At 63.5% G+C, this 15768-nt stretch carries 16 protein-coding genes; 9 read left to right on the top strand and 7 right to left on the bottom strand.

Features of this window, described 5'->3' with window-relative positions; genetic code table 11:
- Nucleotides 1-1365: 1365 nt before the first annotated feature.
- Complete coding sequence (gene rpsT / locus XH91_RS34025) at nt 1366-1632, bottom strand: 30S ribosomal protein S20 (protein ID WP_128954661.1); 267 nt, start codon at nt 1630-1632, stop codon at nt 1366-1368.
- Between the two features lie 389 nt (nt 1633-2021).
- Between rpsT and XH91_RS34020 the strand changes: the two genes are divergently transcribed.
- The 3 genes from XH91_RS34020 to XH91_RS34010 all read left to right on the top strand — a co-directional run bounded on the left by XH91_RS34020 (nt 2022) and on the right by XH91_RS34010 (nt 4106).
- Entirely contained in the window at nt 2022-2339 is a 318-nt protein-coding gene (locus XH91_RS34020; protein ID WP_128954660.1) for a hypothetical protein, read from the top strand.
- Nucleotides 2340-2515: 176 nt separating this feature from the next.
- Nucleotides 2516-3172, top strand: a complete 657-nt coding sequence (msrA, locus tag XH91_RS34015; protein WP_128954659.1) for a peptide-methionine (S)-S-oxide reductase MsrA — start codon at nt 2516-2518, stop codon at nt 3170-3172.
- Between the two features lie 226 nt (nt 3173-3398).
- Nucleotides 3399-4106, top strand: a complete 708-nt coding sequence (locus XH91_RS34010; protein WP_206733087.1) for a polysaccharide biosynthesis/export family protein — start codon at nt 3399-3401, stop codon at nt 4104-4106.
- Nucleotides 4107-4245: 139 nt separating this feature from the next.
- Here XH91_RS34010 and XH91_RS34005 read toward each other — a convergent pair whose 3' ends face one another.
- The 4 genes from XH91_RS34005 to XH91_RS33990 all read right to left on the bottom strand — a co-directional run bounded on the left by XH91_RS34005 (nt 4246) and on the right by XH91_RS33990 (nt 6790).
- On the bottom strand, nt 4246-4728 hold the full coding sequence (locus XH91_RS34005) for a hypothetical protein (RefSeq protein ID WP_128954657.1): 483 nt from the start codon (nt 4726-4728) through the stop codon (nt 4246-4248).
- A 152-nt stretch (nt 4729-4880) separates the two neighbouring features.
- Nucleotides 4881-5552: a dienelactone hydrolase family protein gene (locus XH91_RS34000; RefSeq protein WP_128954656.1), complete on the bottom strand. Its 672-nt coding sequence runs from the start codon at nt 5550-5552 to the stop codon at nt 4881-4883.
- Between the two features lie 112 nt (nt 5553-5664).
- A complete protein-coding gene (locus tag XH91_RS33995; RefSeq protein ID WP_128954655.1) occupies nt 5665-6006 on the bottom strand; it encodes a hypothetical protein in 342 nt (113 codons plus the stop codon).
- Between the two features lie 19 nt (nt 6007-6025).
- Nucleotides 6026-6790: an alpha/beta fold hydrolase gene (locus XH91_RS33990; RefSeq protein ID WP_128954654.1), complete on the bottom strand. Its 765-nt coding sequence runs from the start codon at nt 6788-6790 to the stop codon at nt 6026-6028.
- Between the two features lie 536 nt (nt 6791-7326).
- On the opposite strand from XH91_RS33990, the gene XH91_RS33985 reads away from it, so the two are divergent.
- From XH91_RS33985 to XH91_RS33975, 3 genes are all read left to right on the top strand, one after another.
- Entirely contained in the window at nt 7327-7818 is a 492-nt protein-coding gene (locus tag XH91_RS33985) for a (2Fe-2S)-binding protein (RefSeq protein WP_057754010.1), read from the top strand.
- Complete coding sequence (locus XH91_RS33980; protein WP_128954653.1) at nt 7815-10109, top strand: xanthine dehydrogenase family protein molybdopterin-binding subunit; 2295 nt, start codon at nt 7815-7817, stop codon at nt 10107-10109. The genes XH91_RS33985 and XH91_RS33980 overlap by 4 nt, the downstream gene beginning before the upstream one ends.
- A gap of 361 nt (nt 10110-10470) precedes the next feature.
- Nucleotides 10471-11565, top strand: coding sequence for an HD-GYP domain-containing protein (locus tag XH91_RS33975; RefSeq protein ID WP_128954652.1), 1095 nt, complete (start codon nt 10471-10473; stop codon nt 11563-11565).
- Between the two features lie 105 nt (nt 11566-11670).
- On the opposite strand, the gene XH91_RS33970 is transcribed toward XH91_RS33975, so the two are convergent.
- Both XH91_RS33970 and XH91_RS33965 read right to left on the bottom strand, forming a co-directional pair.
- Nucleotides 11671-13251 (bottom strand): AMP-binding protein, encoded by a 1581-nt coding sequence (locus tag XH91_RS33970; RefSeq protein ID WP_128954651.1) that lies wholly within the window; start codon nt 13249-13251, stop codon nt 11671-11673.
- Nucleotides 13252-13344: 93 nt separating this feature from the next.
- On the bottom strand, nt 13345-13755 hold the full coding sequence (locus tag XH91_RS33965) for a VOC family protein (protein ID WP_128954650.1): 411 nt from the start codon (nt 13753-13755) through the stop codon (nt 13345-13347).
- 124 nt (nt 13756-13879) lie between these two features.
- On the opposite strand from XH91_RS33965, the gene XH91_RS33960 reads away from it, so the two are divergent.
- The 3 genes from XH91_RS33960 (at nt 13880) to XH91_RS33950 (ending at nt 15753) form a co-directional block, all read left to right on the top strand.
- Nucleotides 13880-14854, top strand: a complete 975-nt coding sequence (locus XH91_RS33960; protein WP_128954649.1) for a Bug family tripartite tricarboxylate transporter substrate binding protein — start codon at nt 13880-13882, stop codon at nt 14852-14854.
- A gap of 102 nt (nt 14855-14956) precedes the next feature.
- Nucleotides 14957-15409 (top strand): ArsR/SmtB family transcription factor, encoded by a 453-nt coding sequence (locus XH91_RS33955; protein WP_128955084.1) that lies wholly within the window; start codon nt 14957-14959, stop codon nt 15407-15409.
- Nucleotides 15409-15753 carry an SRPBCC family protein gene (locus XH91_RS33950; protein ID WP_245477258.1) on the top strand — a complete coding sequence of 115 codons (345 nt, stop codon included), beginning with the start codon at nt 15409-15411 and terminating at the stop codon, nt 15751-15753. Before XH91_RS33955 ends, XH91_RS33950 begins: the two co-directional genes overlap by 1 nt.
- The last annotated feature ends 15 nt before the right edge of the window (nt 15754-15768 follow it).

Below are 15768 nucleotides of genomic sequence, written 5' to 3'. Positions count from 1 at the left end.
TTGAAAACTTTTCTTGAGAGATAAGGTTGCGTGGTGGGCGCCATGCGAAGTTCTTGCCAGAACTCCTGGATGACGCGACCTCAAGCGAGTCCATCTTCGGGCACGGCTCCGCCGTCCGGCGCAAGCGCCGCGGTCAGATCAGCGATGTCGGAGATGGAGGGTTCGCGAGGTCAGCGCGTACTCGACGCCCCGTCGCGAGGGGGCTGCGCGCAGGACGGATTGGAAACGGCATCGTTGGACGATGAAGCTGAAGTCAATACCGCGTTGAATCCGTAGGACATGATACCTCCCCGTCCTGCCGTGATCGCTCACGGCAAGGTCCTGCGTAAAAGAACCTCCGCGCTATGCTCGAGTCGCGGATGTCCTGCCTGTCTGTTCGTGTCGTTCGCTCGGCTACGCCATCATGCGTATCGGGGTAGTCTCAAGATGCCTCTCACATGTGATCTTGCACATGCGCCTGGAGCGAGCGTGATCCCAAAGATCTCGCTTGGAGACGTCAAGACAAAGAGCTACCGTTCCCATATTGCTATGGGTTTTGATCCGACTATCGCTTGTTGAAGCGTCGCCTACGTGCACACCGCCGCCGATTTGCACGCCGCCCCGTTTCCTAAACCGCGCTGGTCTCAAGATCGTGGGCGCCGCGAACGACTTAAGGAATACACTAAGCGGAAAGACTCGCAACGAAATTGATTCACACTTGAGGCATCAAAAAACTTGACCAGCGTTAACGCCGCGCACGAGTTGTTCACAGCCTTGAGACCAAGTTTTTGGATTCGTGCACAGATTCGAAAATCGCGCGTGTCATGTGACAACGACTCCGCCACCGCCAAAAAATTTTTACAAAAGCGTCACGCACGCGACGTGCGAGCGAATTTTCCAAATGCTTGTCGCTGCTATGTCGATAAGTGATTAGCGAGACACCGTTTTTTGAGTCTCGTTTCACAGGGTAACCCGACGCCGAAACTTGTTCCGGTGAAACTACGGTGTGCAGAACTTTGCTTCGCGCGAATTCAACTTAAGCCCGCGCCGCAGGGGTTTTTCGCACCGCACCGCAGCGCGATGAAAGTTTCCGCTGTTGCAAAAACAGCGGCAGGTAAAACTACGGGCCAAAACTACGGACCAAAACTACGAAGGTAGCATAGCGAAGACGACGACATTCTTCCAACGGAAGATCGGTCGCCCCAAAGACTGCGAGCGTGAAGAGACTGCAAGCGTGAATTGTGACAGCCAACAAAAAGCCCGGCGTGAAAGCCGGGCTGATCGAGACTTGCGATGTTCGCTTCAACCGATCGGATGAGGTGATCGGGTCGCGCGACGAACTCGCCTAGCGAGCGCGAGCTTGCGTGGTGAGCTTCCTTGACGCGCTTACTTGGCAAGCTTGGCGATCTGCGCGGTGAGGCGCGAGACTTTGCGGCTGGCGTTGTTCTTGTGAATGATGTTGCGCTGGGCGGCGCGCATCAGCGCCGGCTCGGCAGCGGCCAGCGCTTTCGCGGCGGCGGCGCGGTCGCCGGTCTTGATGGCTTCTTCGACGGTGCGCACGGCGCCGCGCATCTGGGTGCGGCGCGACTTGTTGACGGCGGTACGGCGGGCGATCTTGCGCGTCGCTTTCTTGGCGGAGGTAGTGTTGGCCATGGTCTCAATGTCCTTTGCGGGGTCCGGTCGCGTCTTGGTCTGATAGCGCCGGCAGCTTGACCGCGGAATCGACGCTCGGATTTAGGGTGTTCGGTTGCTGGGCCGTTCCCGGAACATGAGCGATGAGCCTTGCGGCCATCTCTGAGGCCCCAAAAGAGCCTGCAACTGCTCAAAGAACAGCGGCGGCAGGATTGCGCCCGCCGCCAGTTGGCGCCCTTATAGAGGGGGTCTTCGGCACCGTCAACGCTTTCGGGGCTGGAAAAGCCGACCCAGGGGCGCGCCGGGAGGGACTGTAACGCCCTGATGAGGTTGAATTTCTGCCGTCTCTTGGCTATTGGCAGACGGCGTTTATCGGGGTCGTCCGATCGGGTGACCAAATTGGGTGGGGTATGATCCGCGGCTTTTTCCGACTGATTGGCTTGCTGCTGCTGGCCGGCGGGTTCTTCTTCATGGTCTATGACGGTGCCCGCTGGGTGGCCGACCAGACCCTGCGGTTCACCCGGTTCGGCCAGTTCTGGAACGACATCAACCAGGCCAGCCAGTCCGCTTTCCGGGCCTGGGTCGAGGCCAAGGCGCCCTGGCTCTGGACCTCGGTGATCCGCCTGGTGCTGGACCAGCCGGTGTTCGCCGTGCTCGGCCTGCTCGGCATTTTGCTGATGATCCTGTTCCGCCCGCGCAAGCCGCTGATCGGCTATTCCCGGGATTGATACAATTCTCGCCGGGATTGAGCTTTCAATTCCCGCCGGGATTGAGCTCGGAACGAGCGGTGGCGTAACAAGCCTGCCGCTCCTTGCGTAGAGACCTATATTCCCACTCGATCGCGAGCCCGCCGCCTGAGCACCTGGTTCAGGCGCGCGCCAGCTCGTTTCTCGGAGATCCCATCATGCTGTTCATGCGCAAGTCCACCGCATTGCCTGATGCAGCCGACGCGCTGCCCGGCCGTGCGCAAGCCATTCCCACCGCGAGCATCCATTTCGTCAACGGCAGCAGGTTGAAGCCGCCTTATCCCGACGGTCTCGAGCAGGCCGTGTTCGGGCTCGGTTGCTTCTGGGGCGCCGAGCGGAAATTCTGGGAGCTTGGCGAGGGCATCTACACCACTGCCGTCGGCTATGCCGGCGGTCACACGCCGAACCCGACCTATGAAGAGACCTGCTCGGGTCGCACCGGCCACACCGAAGTGGTATTGGTCGTGTTCGATCCCAAGAAGATCTCTTACGGGAAGCTGCTGAAGACGTTCTGGGAGAACCACAACCCGACACAGGGCATGCGCCAGGGCAACGATGTCGGCACACAATATCGGAGTGCGATCTATACTTCCTCCGATGCGCAGAAGACGGCCGCCGACGAATCGAAGGCGCTCTATCAGAAGGCGCTCAAGGCCAAAGGTCTCGGCGCCATCACCACCGAGATCGCGCCTGCCGGCGCGTTCTATTTCGCCGAGGACTATCATCAGCAATATCTGGCGAAGAACCCCGCCGGCTATTGCGGTCTCGGCGGCACCGGCGTGGCGTGTCCCGTTGGCGTGGGTGTGAGTGTGTAAGGCTTCGGCCTGTCATTCCGGGGCGCGCGCAAGCGCGAACCCGGAATCCAGAAATTGTAGCGCGAGATTCCGGGTTCGACGCTCACGCGTCGCCCCGGAACGAAACCACGCCGTTGGCGCCGCCGCCTCCTCAACCCTTTATTAACCATAACGGGTGCATCACTGGAGCTGTCTCCTATTCAGGGATGGTCCTGTGCCGGTTGCACGCGCGTTTCGATGGTTGATCATGGCAGCGTCCGCCGCGCTGACCCTGGGCGGCTGCATGCAGACCACAGGTCCCGTCGCCTATGTGCAACCCCGCGCAGATCTCGACACGATGGCCTATGGCTCGCCCTACGGCGCGCCGCGTCCGGTCGTCGTCGCCAACAATGGCGGTGGCGCCATTGATGCGCTCACCAATTCCTTTGCCTCGGGTCCCGCGCCCGTTCCGGTCGCCTATGCGGCGCCGGTAATGGCGGCACCCGTCCGCTACGACGCCTCCTACCATCTCGATGCCGGCGACAAGCTGCGTGTCGTGGTCTACGGTCAGGAAGGTCTCACCAACAGCTACGCCATCGATGCCGGCGGCTCCATCACCATGCCGCTGATCGGATCGGTGCCGGCGCGTGGTCGTACCCCGGCGGGCCTTGCCGGCGAGATCGCCGCGCGCCTGCGCAACGGCTTTATCCGCGAACCGTCCGTCGCCGTGGAGATCGAGTCCTACCGCCCGTTCTTCATCCTCGGCGAAGTCGCGGCGCCCGGCCAATATCCTTACGTGCCCAACATGACGGTCGAGAGCGCGGTCGCGATCGCCGGCGGCTTCTCGCCGCGCGCCAAGCGCGACATGGTCACCGTGACCCACACCGAAGCCGGCGGCGCCATGCGCGCCGTCGTGCCCTTAGGCACGCCCGTCAGCCCCGGCGACACCGTGTTCGTCGGCGAGCGCTGGTTCTAGTTCTGTTGTCATTCCGGGGCGCGACGAAGTCGCGCGCCCGGAATCCATTCCTCGACCGTCTCTGCCGCACAATGGATTCTCAGGTGCGCAATTGCGCACCATAGCTCGCGCTACGCGCGCCCCGGAATGACAGCGGAGATCATCGCCTGAAATCCAGCCGTCCGTTCGGAAAACATCCGTCGATCCTGAAGGCATCGACTACGAGCCCGATCCACGGCCTGACGATCGCGGGATTGGTCAGGTTGATGTATTTCCCGATCAGCCCATTGCCGCTCTCTCTGATGGCATCGATCAGCCCGTGCCGTCGGCCATTGTCCCAATCGAACCGCAGATAGATCCGCTCGCGTACGACGCGCACTTCGGCGCGACCCTGTTTCCAAAGCTCCGGCGTATCGCCCGAAATGGTCGGGTCAGCACCGCCGTTCCAGCGGCTCGCCCAGGTGCCTTCGAGCGGATCGGACGGCGCAGCAATGGAGGCCCATTGCGCCGCATTGCAGTCGGCGGCATCGCCGGCCAGCGACGCCGAGATGGCATAGTGCAGGACGTCGGCATCGCCGGGCGCAGGCACGTCCATGGTGCCGAACGGATTGCGGATGACGATGTTCGTGTTGGCCTGCTGCATGACGTGTCTCCCGGCGTGACCTGGCTTGATCGGCCAGCTCTATCGCCGGGTGGCGTCGTGCGGCCACCCGATTTCCGGTCTTCCTCCTTCTTGTCATTCCGGGGCGCGACGAAGTCGCGAGCCCGGAATGACGGAGGAGAGAGTCGCGCGCCTTACTTCAAATGCTTGGCAAAGAACGCCATGCTGCGTGGCCAGGCGATCTCGGAGCTGGCCTTGTCGTAGCTCGGCCGCTCGTCGCAATGGAAGCCGTGCTGGGCGCCGGGATAGGTGAAGACCTCGACGTCGGGCCGCTTCGCCTTGACGGTCTCGACATCTGTGAGGGGAATGCCGGCATCCTTCTCGCCGAAATGCAGCTGCGTCGGCACGTTCGGCGTTTCGTCGGCAAAGCGCACGACGGCGCCGCCGTAATAGCCGATCGCGGCCTTCAGGCCGGTCAGCCGCGTCGCCGCGACAAAGGCGATGCTGCCGCCGAGGCAAAAGCCGATGATGCCGACCGGGCCGACGCTTTTGACCGCATCGATGGCGGCCTGCGTGTCGCGCAGCATCGCCGCCCAATCCGGATTGGCGACGAACTTGCGCGCTTCCGCGATCTCATCGGGCGTATAGCCGGACTGGAAGCCTGGCGAGGTCCGATCGAAGATCGACGGCGCGATCGCGACATAGCTTTCGCCGGCGAGGCGGTCGCAGACCGAGCGGATGTGATGATTGACGCCAAAGATCTCCTGGATCACCACCACAGCGCCCTTCGGCGCGCCGGTCGGATCGGCGCGATAGGCGCCAAGCTGGAAATTGTCCGACGCCGTCAGTTTGATGTCTTGTCCCACGCGGGTTGTCCTTCTTGGTTGATCGTTGATTTCGTCATTCCGGGTTCGCGCTGACGCGCGCCCCGGAATGACGAGGGAAGCCTCCAGAATGAGGGAAGCAGCGCAGCCACTCTCACTCCCACATCCAGTTGTTGCCATAGTCCTCTTTCCACCCTGCCAGCCGTCCATGACGGAATTGCAGGAACAGGCGGTGGCGGGATGGCACCAGTCCGCTGCCGCCGAGATCGCGTAATGCGAGATAGATCTCGTTGCCGGGACGGCCGCGGACATATTGAAGCGGCTGTCCGAGCGCGTGCGCGGTCTGGTCCGCGTCCATCCCGAACGCCAGGGGCGTGTTGTTCGACAAGGTGTCGACGAAGGGACGGCGCGGCGGCACCGTGCCGAACGGCTCGGCCTGCACGGATGCTGCCATGATGAGAAACGCTGCGCCCGCCCCCAAGATTGCCCGCTTCATGGAATCCTCGTCTCGTCGTTTACGCCGGCAAGTTCTTCAGGAAAGGCACCACGGCGTCAATAAAAGCCTTGGGCTGATCGATGTTGACGGCGTGTCCGGCCGCGGGAATCACGACCTTTTGTGCGCCGGGGATCTTGGCCGCCATGTAATCCGACGCCGCCAGGAACGGCGTATCGTCGGCGCCGACCACGATCAGGCTCGGCACCTTGATCTCGGGCAGCAGCTCCATCACCGCGGCATCGCGCTGGGTCAGCATGCCGCGCGCGGCGAGCGCCAAGCCCTTGGCATTGCGGTGGCTGGCAGTGGCGCGCTCGCGCGTCGCCGCTTTCAATACGTCGAGACCTTCGCGATCGAGCTTGTCGGCGGTGGCGAGCGCCCGCGCATTCCAGGCCTCGCGCGCGTCGTCCTTCCTGAAGCCCGGACCCGTGTCGATGATCAGCAGCGCGCGCGTGCGTTCGGGATGGGCGCGATAGAACGCGAGCGACATGTAGCCGCCGAGCGACAGCCCGCCGATGATGGTGCTGTTGGCGCCGACGATATCGAGGATTGCCGCCATGTCGCCGACCGTGAGCGCTTCGCTATAGGCCTTGGGATCGTCAGGATAATCTGACTGGCCGTGCCCGCGCATGTCCCACAGGATAAGTGTGTGGTCTTTCGCCAGCGCATCGACCTGCCCATGCCACATCGCCGAGGTCGAGGAATAGCCGTGGGTCAGCAGCAGCGGCGGCCCGTCGCCATGAACCTCGTAATAGATGCCGACGCCGTCGCGATTAATCCTTGGCATTGCTTCCGCCCTTTCTTGTTCTCGTTCTATCAAGCCGCGACGGTGGTGCACCCTTTCCCCTTGCGGGAGAGGGTGGATTCGCGAAGCGAAGCCGGGTGAGGGGTCTCCATCCTCACGAACAGTTTCGCGAGTGGAGAGAGACCCCTCATCCGGCGCCGTAGCCGAAGCTTCGCTTCGGCGTCCATTTTAGAACGGCGGCCGAAGGCCGCCTACGCCACCTTCTCCCACAAGGGGGAAAGGAATCCAGCGCAAGCGGCGACACCTTAGCCCGCCAAGTTACCTCGAAGAAACTGCCTCGCGACGATCGCATACACGCGCAACGCGCCATCTTGTTGTGTCCAGTCGCTAACGTCAGCGCTGTTGTCGCAACGCACAACACTTGAATGCCGAGTTTGTTTCGATCGATTCCAAATTGCATTTGCCTCTGCGCGCGAACCCGATCATTCTTGCGCGCAAGGCGGAAGCCAGCCCGGTGGGCGTCCGTCAACCAAGTTGCCGCCGTAAGCGGCTTCATGCACCGGCAGGGGAAGACGCCTATGCCAACGCTCACGATCAACGGGCGGAGTATGTCCGTGGATGCGGCAAACGACACGCCGCTCCTTTGGGCCATCCGCGAACAATTGCAGATGACCGGCACGAAATTCGGCTGCGGTGCCGGCCTGTGTGGGGCCTGCACCGTGCACGTCAACGGCGAAGCCGTGCGCTCGTGCCAGACTATGGTCGGCGATGTCGCCGGCAAGAAGATCACCACCATCGAAGGTCTGTCCGCCAAGGGCGACCATCCCCTGCAGAAGGCTTGGATCGCCGAGCAGGTGCCGCAATGCGGTTACTGCCAGTCGGGGCAGATCATGCAGGCAGCATCGCTGCTGGCGAAGAATTCCAATCCGACCAAGGAAGAGGTCGTGGCGCATATGGACGGCAATCTCTGCCGTTGCATGACCTATTCGCGGATCCAGAAGGCAATCATGCGCGCCGCCACCGAGATGCGCACTGCATCCGCCGCCGGCAACGAGCGGAGGCCCACATGAACAAGCACGTGAAGAACATCACGCCAGAGACGACAGATCTCAGCCGCCGCTCCTTCCTGGTCGGCACCGCGGCCACAGGCCTCGTGCTCGGCTATGCCGGCGTGCCCGGCATCGGTGATGCGCTTGCTGCTGCGCCCGCCAATTTCGATCCGAGCGTCTGGTATTCGATCGCGCCGGATGGTCTCGTCACGGTGACCTGCGGCAAGGCCGACATGGGCCAGCACATCGCCTCCACCATGGCGCAGATCGTCTGCGAGGAGCTGGGCGCGAAGTGGAGCGACATGCGGGTCAACCTCGCCTCCAACGATCCGAAGTTCAACGATCCGGTCCTCGGTGCGCAGATCACCGGCGGCAGCTGGTCGACCATGATGAACTTCGACGCGATGAGCCGGGCGGGTGCGGCCGGACGCATGGCACTGACGGAAGGCGCGGCGGCCGCCATGGGCCTGCCGCCCTACTTCAAGGACGAACTGGTCGTGCGCGACTCCATGGTCACGCATCCGAAGTCCAAGAAGTCGATGAGCTTCGCCGACATCGTCAAGAGCGGCAAGGCAACCAAGACCTTCACGCCTGACGAGCTGAAGGCGATCAAGCTGAAGACGCCGGATCAGTACACCATGATCGGCGTGTCGGTGCCGCAGATCGACATCCCCTCCAAGACCAACGGCACGGCCAAGTACGGCATCGACGTGATGATTCCGGGCATGGCCTATGGCGCGGTGGTGACCCCGCCGGTGCGCTACGGCGCCACGGTGAAATCGGTCGACGACAGCGACGCAAAGAAGGTGCCTGGCTTCATCAAGGCCGTCATCCTCGACGACAAGACCCAGACCACGACGGGCTGGGTGGTCGCGGTGGCTGGCACCTACGCCAACGCCAAGAAGGCCGCGGCGGCGCTGAAGGTCAGCTATGACGGCGGGCCGAATGCCAAGCTGTCGAGCCAGTCGCTGCTCGACGAAGCCAAGCGGCTTCAGGGGCTCGACGATTCCGGCCAGTTCTTCGTCAAGGACGGCGACGTCGCGGCCGCGCTCGGCTCGGCGGCCAAGGTGCTGGAGGCGGAATACACCACCAGCATCAACATCCACGCGCCGATGGAGCCGATGAACGCCACGGCGGAGTTCAAGGGCGACATCCTGCACATTTATTCCGGCAACCAGTTCGCGACGCGCTCCGGCGCGATTGCGGCGGGCGCCGCCGGGATCGATCCGAAGTTCGTGGTGATGCACCAGATGTGGCTCGGCGGCGGTTTCGGCCGCAGGCTCGACGCCGACATGATGGTGCCGGCAGTGCAGGCGGCGAAGGCCGTGGGCAAGCCGGTGAAGGTGATCTACACGCGCGAGAACGACATGACGATGGATTTCTCGCGTCCGCTCACCTACCAGAAAGTGAAGGCCGGCGTGGATGGCGACGGCAAGCTCGTCGTGCTCAGTCACGACGTGGTCTCGGCCTGGCCGACCCAGCGCTGGGGCATTCCCGACTTCCTGTCGCCCTCGGTCGACAAGAAGGGCCCGCTCGACGCGTTCACGGTGAACGGTTCGGACTTCTTCTACACCGTGCCGAACCACAATGTGCGCGCGATCAAGAACGAGATGGCGCACAACGCCACCCCGTCGGGCCAGCTCCGCTCGGTGGCGCCGGGTTGGACCTTCTGGGCGGTCGAAAGCATGATCGACGAGATCGCGGTGGCGACCGGCAAGGATCCGGCGCAATTCCGCATCTCGCTGCTCGACGGCGCCGGCAAGAACGACGGCGGCGCGCAGCGGCTGCGCAACACGCTGCTCGCCGCGATGGGCCTTGCCGGTTACGGCACCAAGAAGCTGCCGAAGGGTGAAGGCATGGGCGTTGCCTGCGTGTCGTCGCAGGAACGTGCGACCGCAAGCTGGACCGCTTGCGTCGCGCATGTCGCGGTGGCGCCCTCGGGCGAAGTGACCGTGAAGAAGCTCACGGTCGCAACCGACGTCGGCACGCAGGTGCATCCCGACAACATCCGCGCCCAGGTCGAGGGTGCGGCGCTGTGGGGCCTGTCGCTGGCGATGCACGAGAAGGCGACGCTGAAGGACGGTGGCATCGAGCAGACCAACTTCGATAGCTACACGCCACTTCGCATGAGCCAGATGCCCGAAGTCGCGGTCGCCGTGATCGCCAATGGCGAGAAGGCCACCGGCGTCGGCGAGCCCGCGGTGACGGTCGTGGCGCCCGCCATCGGCAACGCCATCTTCAACGCCTCCGGCGCCCGCGTCCGGGCGCTGCCGATCACGGCGGAAGCCGTGAAGGGGGCGATGAAGGCGTAAGGCTGGTCGCAGGCTGCATAAGACAATCCGCCGGAGGGCAACCTCCGGCGGATTTGTTTTGGAAGTCGTTTCCACAACCACGCTGTCATGCCCCGCGAAGGCGGGGCATCCAGTACGCCGCGGCCTCGCCCGCCTTCGCGGGCGATGACGGCGGAGGGTGGGGCGCCAGCACCCAAAATTTCCCTTATCCATCAATGACCGTTCTACTGTGCATGGGGTTGTTTTCGCCTCCGGTGGGAACCCCGATCCGTAAAATTGCGTGCAACTCGGGAAGGTTCCGTTGAGCACCCCTCTTAAGGGCCGGAGAACCTGATCCGGCTTAGGCTGACGCCGAATACACTCCCGTGCTTTTGGGGAAGCCATGAACGCGCCAGCCAAATCCGCCAACAAACGCCGGCTTCTGCTTGCCTCCGACCGCAGCGACGCGAGCACCGAGCTCGCCGGCATCCTGAAGGCGGTCGGCGAGGTCTCGACGGTGACCACGCAGGGGATTCCCGAGCAGCCCTCGCGCGATCTTTCCGGCCTCGTCGTCGACATCAACCTCCGCTCGCCCGAAAGCGTGCAGCGCGTGCGCAACAAGCTGCGCGGCGAGGCCTATCGTTCCATGCCGCGGTTGTTCGTGCTGGCCGATGCGCTGCATCACGGCACCATGCAGGCATGGGCGCTGGGGGCCACCGACACGATCTCGCGGCCGCTGCAGGCCGAGGCGATCCTGCAGCGCATCCGCGCCGCGTTTCCGGACACCGCGACCTATGACGCAACCGATCGCGGCAAGACGCTCAACCGCGGCGTCGAGGCGGCGCATGCGGTGCTGAAGAAGATGTTCGAGAAGCTGCCGCTCGGCGTGCCCCTGACCTTCGACGACGTCATCGCCGCCGAGAACAAGATCCTGAAGGCGATCAAGCACTCCTCGCTGCGCGAATGGCTCACCACCGTCGGCTGCCACCATGTCGGCAGCTACAGGCACTGCCTCTTCGTCACCGGCTTTGCGGTGTCCTTCGCCCAGCACCTCGGCATGCGCGAGGACGACCAGCGTCGCCTGACGCGCGCGGCGCTGCTGCACGATGTCGGCAAGGCCTTCGTTCCGTCCGCGCTGCTCGACAAGGCGGGCAAGCTCACCGACGAGGAGATGGCCGAAGTCCGCGAGCATCCCCGCCGCGGTTATGATGCGCTCGCAGCCCAGGGCGGCTTTCCGCCGGAGATGCTCGACGTCGTGCTGCATCACCACGAATTCCTCGACGGAAGCGGCTATCCGAACGGCCTGTCGTCGAACCAGATCAGCGACATCGTGCGCCTGACGACGATCGTCGACATCTACGCAGCGCTCGTCGAGAAGCGTGCCTACCGCATGCCGTTCACGCACTCCCGCGCGTTCGCGATGATGGAAGGCATGGGCGGCAAGCTCGACCAGCAATTGCTGCAGGCGTTCCGCCCGGTGGCGCTGGGATCGTTCTAGGCGAGATGCCGTAGGGTGGATTCGCCGAAGGCGTAATCCACCAACTTCGTTCGGCATTCGCTGAAGCATGGTGGGTTACGCCTTCGGCGAATCCACCCTACGAACTCATCCCACCATCTTCCGCAATTCAGCCTTCGCGACCTTCTCCAGGGTCGAGCGCGGCATGTCGTCGACGAGCCTGATCTCGCGCGGCACCTTGAAATCGGCAAGGCCGTTGCGGCAGGCCGCCATCACGCGGTCCTGCAGATCCGGCGGCGCACCCGCGACGCCGCCATGCGGGATGATGAAGACGACAGGTACCTCGTCCAGCATCGGATGCTTCTTCGCCACCACCGCGGCCTCGCGCACGCCTGATACAATTGCGATGACCTGCTCGATCTCGGAGGCCGCAACGTTCTCGCCGCCGACCTTCAGCATATCCTTGGCGCGGTCGCCGAACTTGATGAAGCCGCTCTCCAGCCGCGTCACGCGATCGCCAGTGAGGAAGAAGCCGTGCTGGTCAAAGCTCTCGCGCGTCGCCTTCTCGTTGTGCAGATATTCGGCGAACAGCGACAGGCCGGGGATGCCCTTGATTGCGAGATTGCCGGTGTCGCCGATTTCGGTCGGCCGTCCGTCATCGTCGCTGATGCGGATCCGATATTCGCCTGCGGCACGGCCGATCGACATCGGGATATTGGGCTGGTCGACCTCGCCGATGATGCCGTGGGTGACGGTCTCGGTCATGCCCCACCAGCCGATGATCTTGACGCCGAAGGCGGCAAACGGCGGTGGCTCGTTCACCGCCGTGCCCCAGAGGCGGAATTTGTGGTCTCTCGGGATCTCCTGCTCGAGCAGCGCCTTCATGCAGAACGGAATGGTCGAGGTCCAGGTCGAGCCATGCTCGCGCGCAACCTTCCAGAACCGGCTTGCGGAGAAGCGCGGCTGGATCACGCAAGTGGCCCCGACCCACAGTGTCGCCAGCATGGAATAGGCCAGCGCATTGGTGTGGAACAGCGGCAGATAGGTCTGGTGCACGTCGCTGGCGTGAAGGTCCTCATGCGCAGCATTGATCTTGGCGCCCCACAGCGCATTGGCGTGGGTCCACAGCACGGCCTTCGGCCGCGACGTCGTGCCCGAGGTGTACTGCACGCTGCATGGCGCGAGCGGATCGGTCGCGCGCCTGGGACGGTCGGCGCTGTCCGCGAAAAGCGACTCAAAGCGATCGCCGCGCGAGACAGCCTGCGTCGGCACAGCGCCCGCGTCGTGCGATGTCACCGCCATCCAGCCGAGGTTGCGGCAGTTCTGCGCGACGACTTCCGCATAGGCCGGTTGCGTGATCGCGGCGACCGCACCGCAATGATCGGCGAAATACGCCATCTCCGCCGGTGCCGAGCGCGTGTTGGTGGTGACGGCAATGGCCCCGAGTTCGACGCAGGCAAACCAGGCCAGCAGCGCCTCGATGCAATTGTCCAGGTGAATGAGCACGTACTCGCCCGGCTTCACGCCCCGCTTCGCGAGCCCCGCCGCAAGCGCGCCGACCCGCTCGTGAAACTCGCCATAGCTCCAGTGTCGCGCCGGCGCATCGAACGGCGCCCAGATCAGGAACGGATGGTCACGCCGCACCTCGGCGCGCATTCTCAGCAGCCAGGGCACGTCGAGCCCGTCGAACGGGCTCACGATACCGGTGGCGGTGTGTTGGATAGCCATGCGTCCTCCCGTGCAGTCCGCATCTTGATGGCGGCCGCTTATGGATGATTGCGTCTTCCTGCCATCGGACGGCCTGGGGCGCAAATGGAGGCGTCAATCCCCGTACGACGAAATCTCGATCAGGCTGCCATCCGGATCCCGGCAATAGACCGAGCGCAGCGTGCCGCGGGCGCCCTGCTTTGGAGCAGGGCCTTCCTCGATCGCGATGCCATGGGCCCGCAGATGCGCTACCACCTCGTCGGGCGTTGAGGAGGTGAGGAAGCACAGATCCTCGCTCCCGGCGGTCACGTGGTCGGCGGTGAACCACGCCACCTTGTCGGCGTCGCGCGGCCGGACGTTGATCTTCTGCTGACCAAAGTGAAGCGAGGTCCGCGGCGCTTTGCCGCCACCGGGGTCGAACACCTTGACTTCCATGCCGAGGATATTGCGATACCACTCGGTGGTGACAGCGACGTCGGCAACGTTGATGACGAGATGATCGAGGGCCTGAACCTTTATCGCCATGCCTTATCCTTTCGTCACCACGGATCTTGCGTACTTTCCGCAGCAGATGGGCTTTGTTACAACGCCGCTGACGCCGATTTCAAGACATCAGGCTTTCAAGAACAACACTGGGAGAACCCTTGAGATGATCACTCGCCGTACCGCGCTGGGCCTGCTCGCCGCGACTCCGCTTGCAGCCGGCCCGCTGTCGAAGGCTTTTGCAGCGGATTATCCGTCCCGGCCGGTGAAGTTCGTGGTGGGCTATCCGCCCGGCGGCGCCACCGACATTCTGGCGCGGCTGATCGGCCAGCGGTTGTCGGAACGGCTCGGCCAGCAATTCGTGGTCGAGAACAAGCCGGGCGCCGGCAACAATATCGGAACAGAATCCGTCGTGAACGCCGAGCCCGACGGCTACACGGTGCTGCTGGTCAATCCGGCGAACTACATCAATGCGACGCTCTACGCCAATCTCAAGTTCAACTTCATTCGTGACATCGCGCCGATCGCCGCATTCCAGCGCGTGCCGAACGTGATGACCGTCAACAAGGACGTCCCGGCCAAATCAGTCGCCGAGTTCATCGACTATGTGAAGGCCAATCCCGGCAAGGTGAACATGGCTTCGTCCGGCAACGGGACCTCGGTGCATCTGTCCGGCGAGATGTTCATGGCGATGACCGGCTGCAAGATGCAGCACGTGCCCTATCGCGGCGCCGCGCCCGCGATCACCGACATGCTCGGCGGCCAGGTGCAGGTGATCTTCGACAACATGCCCTCGATCATCCAGCACATCCGCTCCGGCTCGCTGCGTGCGCTCGGCGTCACTACGGCGCAGCGCTCGCCGCAATTGCCTGATGTGCCCACGATCGGCGAGACCGTGAAGGATTACGAGGCGAGCGCGCTGTTCGGCATGGGCGCACCGAAGAACATGCCCAAGGACCTGATCGCCAAGCTCAACAACGAGATCAACACGCTCATGAAGGAGCCCGAGATGACCAAGCGTCTGGTTGAGCTCGGCGGCGATCCGCTGGTGGAGACGCCGGAGGCGTTCGGCAAGGACATCGAGACCGAGACCGCCAAGTGGAAGAGGGTCGTCGAGTTCGCCGGCCTCAAGGTCGAATAGCGATCTTGCGATTGACTGCGAATGAAGCCCCGCCGAAAGGCGGGGCTTTTTCTTGCGCGGTTCCCCGTTGACAGCAACGCATCTGCGCATATACTAAACCGTATGGTTAAGTATCAAGATGAGACGCTCGATCGCACTTTTGCGGCGCTGTCCGATCCGACGCGACGGGCGTTGCTGGCGCGGCTCGTCGAGAACGATCATTTGTCGGTGAGCGAGCTGGCGGCACCGTTCCAGATCTCGCTGCCGGCGATCATGAAGCATCTCGACGTGCTCACGGATGCGGGCCTGATCCTGCGCGAGAAGACCGGGCGCACCGTGTCCTGCCGGCTCACAGCGCAGCCGATGGAGCAGGCGATGAACTGGCTCAATCGCTACGCACAATTCTGGTCCGAGAGTTTCGACCGCCTTTCCGCCTTTGTGGAGGACAAACCATGGCCAATGCAGTCGCCGGCGCCGCCCAACGCGCAACCGAAGGTCCAAGCCTCACGCTCACGCGCCGGCTCCGCGCGCGGCCGGAAAAAGTCTTCGCCGCCTGGACGCAAGCCGCGCAGCTGATGCAGTGGTTCGGGCCGCCGAACATGAAGCCGGCGACGCTGAACGCCGAGCTCGACGTTCGCAGCGGTGGCCGCTACCGGATCTCCTTCACACGTGACGACGGCGAGTATTTCGAAGCCAGAGGCATCTATCGCGAGGTCGTGCCGAACGAGCGGTTGGTTTTCACCTGGGCCTGGCATTCGACGCCGGAGCGCGAATCGCTGGTGACGATCACGTTGAAGCCCGACAGCGCCGGCACGCTGATGATCTTCCATCACGCCCAGTTCTTCGACGATACCGCGCGCGACAACCACCAGCGCGGCTGGACTTCGTTCTTCGAGAAGCTCGACAGCTTCGTCGCCTGATCCCTGTCAGAGGAG

The organism is Bradyrhizobium guangzhouense, assembly GCF_004114955.1.
Taxonomy (GTDB): domain Bacteria; phylum Pseudomonadota; class Alphaproteobacteria; order Rhizobiales; family Xanthobacteraceae; genus Bradyrhizobium; species Bradyrhizobium guangzhouense.
The sequence above is the reverse complement of the archived record's forward strand: the minus strand, read 5'-3'. Positions and strand labels throughout refer to the sequence as shown.

What these genes read in the sequence shown, in the direction of transcription:
- XH91_RS33990 (WP_128954654.1), bottom strand. Translation starts at nt 6,790, where the DNA reads ATGCCAAGGATTAATCGCGACGGCGTCGGCATCTATTACGAGGTTCAT.
- XH91_RS33975 (WP_128954652.1), top strand. Translation starts at nt 10,471, where the DNA reads ATGAACGCGCCAGCCAAATCCGCCAACAAACGCCGGCTTCTGCTTGCC.
- XH91_RS33995 (WP_128954655.1), bottom strand. Translation starts at nt 6,006, where the DNA reads ATGAAGCGGGCAATCTTGGGGGCGGGCGCAGCGTTTCTCATCATGGCA.
- XH91_RS33955 (WP_128955084.1), top strand. Translation starts at nt 14,957, where the DNA reads ATGGTTAAGTATCAAGATGAGACGCTCGATCGCACTTTTGCGGCGCTG.
- XH91_RS33980 (WP_128954653.1), top strand. Translation starts at nt 7,815, where the DNA reads ATGAACAAGCACGTGAAGAACATCACGCCAGAGACGACAGATCTCAGC.
- rpsT (WP_128954661.1), bottom strand. Translation starts at nt 1,632, where the DNA reads ATGGCCAACACTACCTCCGCCAAGAAAGCGACGCGCAAGATCGCCCGC.
- XH91_RS33985 (WP_057754010.1), top strand. Translation starts at nt 7,327, where the DNA reads ATGCCAACGCTCACGATCAACGGGCGGAGTATGTCCGTGGATGCGGCA.
- XH91_RS33950 (WP_245477258.1), top strand. Translation starts at nt 15,409, where the DNA reads ATGCAGTGGTTCGGGCCGCCGAACATGAAGCCGGCGACGCTGAACGCC.
- XH91_RS33965 (WP_128954650.1), bottom strand. Translation starts at nt 13,755, where the DNA reads ATGGCGATAAAGGTTCAGGCCCTCGATCATCTCGTCATCAACGTTGCC.
- XH91_RS34010 (WP_206733087.1), top strand. Translation starts at nt 3,399, where the DNA reads ATGGCAGCGTCCGCCGCGCTGACCCTGGGCGGCTGCATGCAGACCACA.
- XH91_RS34020 (WP_128954660.1), top strand. Translation starts at nt 2,022, where the DNA reads ATGATCCGCGGCTTTTTCCGACTGATTGGCTTGCTGCTGCTGGCCGGC.
- XH91_RS33970 (WP_128954651.1), bottom strand. Translation starts at nt 13,251, where the DNA reads ATGGCTATCCAACACACCGCCACCGGTATCGTGAGCCCGTTCGACGGG.
- XH91_RS34005 (WP_128954657.1), bottom strand. Translation starts at nt 4,728, where the DNA reads ATGCAGCAGGCCAACACGAACATCGTCATCCGCAATCCGTTCGGCACC.
- msrA (WP_128954659.1), top strand. Translation starts at nt 2,516, where the DNA reads ATGCTGTTCATGCGCAAGTCCACCGCATTGCCTGATGCAGCCGACGCG.
- XH91_RS33960 (WP_128954649.1), top strand. Translation starts at nt 13,880, where the DNA reads ATGATCACTCGCCGTACCGCGCTGGGCCTGCTCGCCGCGACTCCGCTT.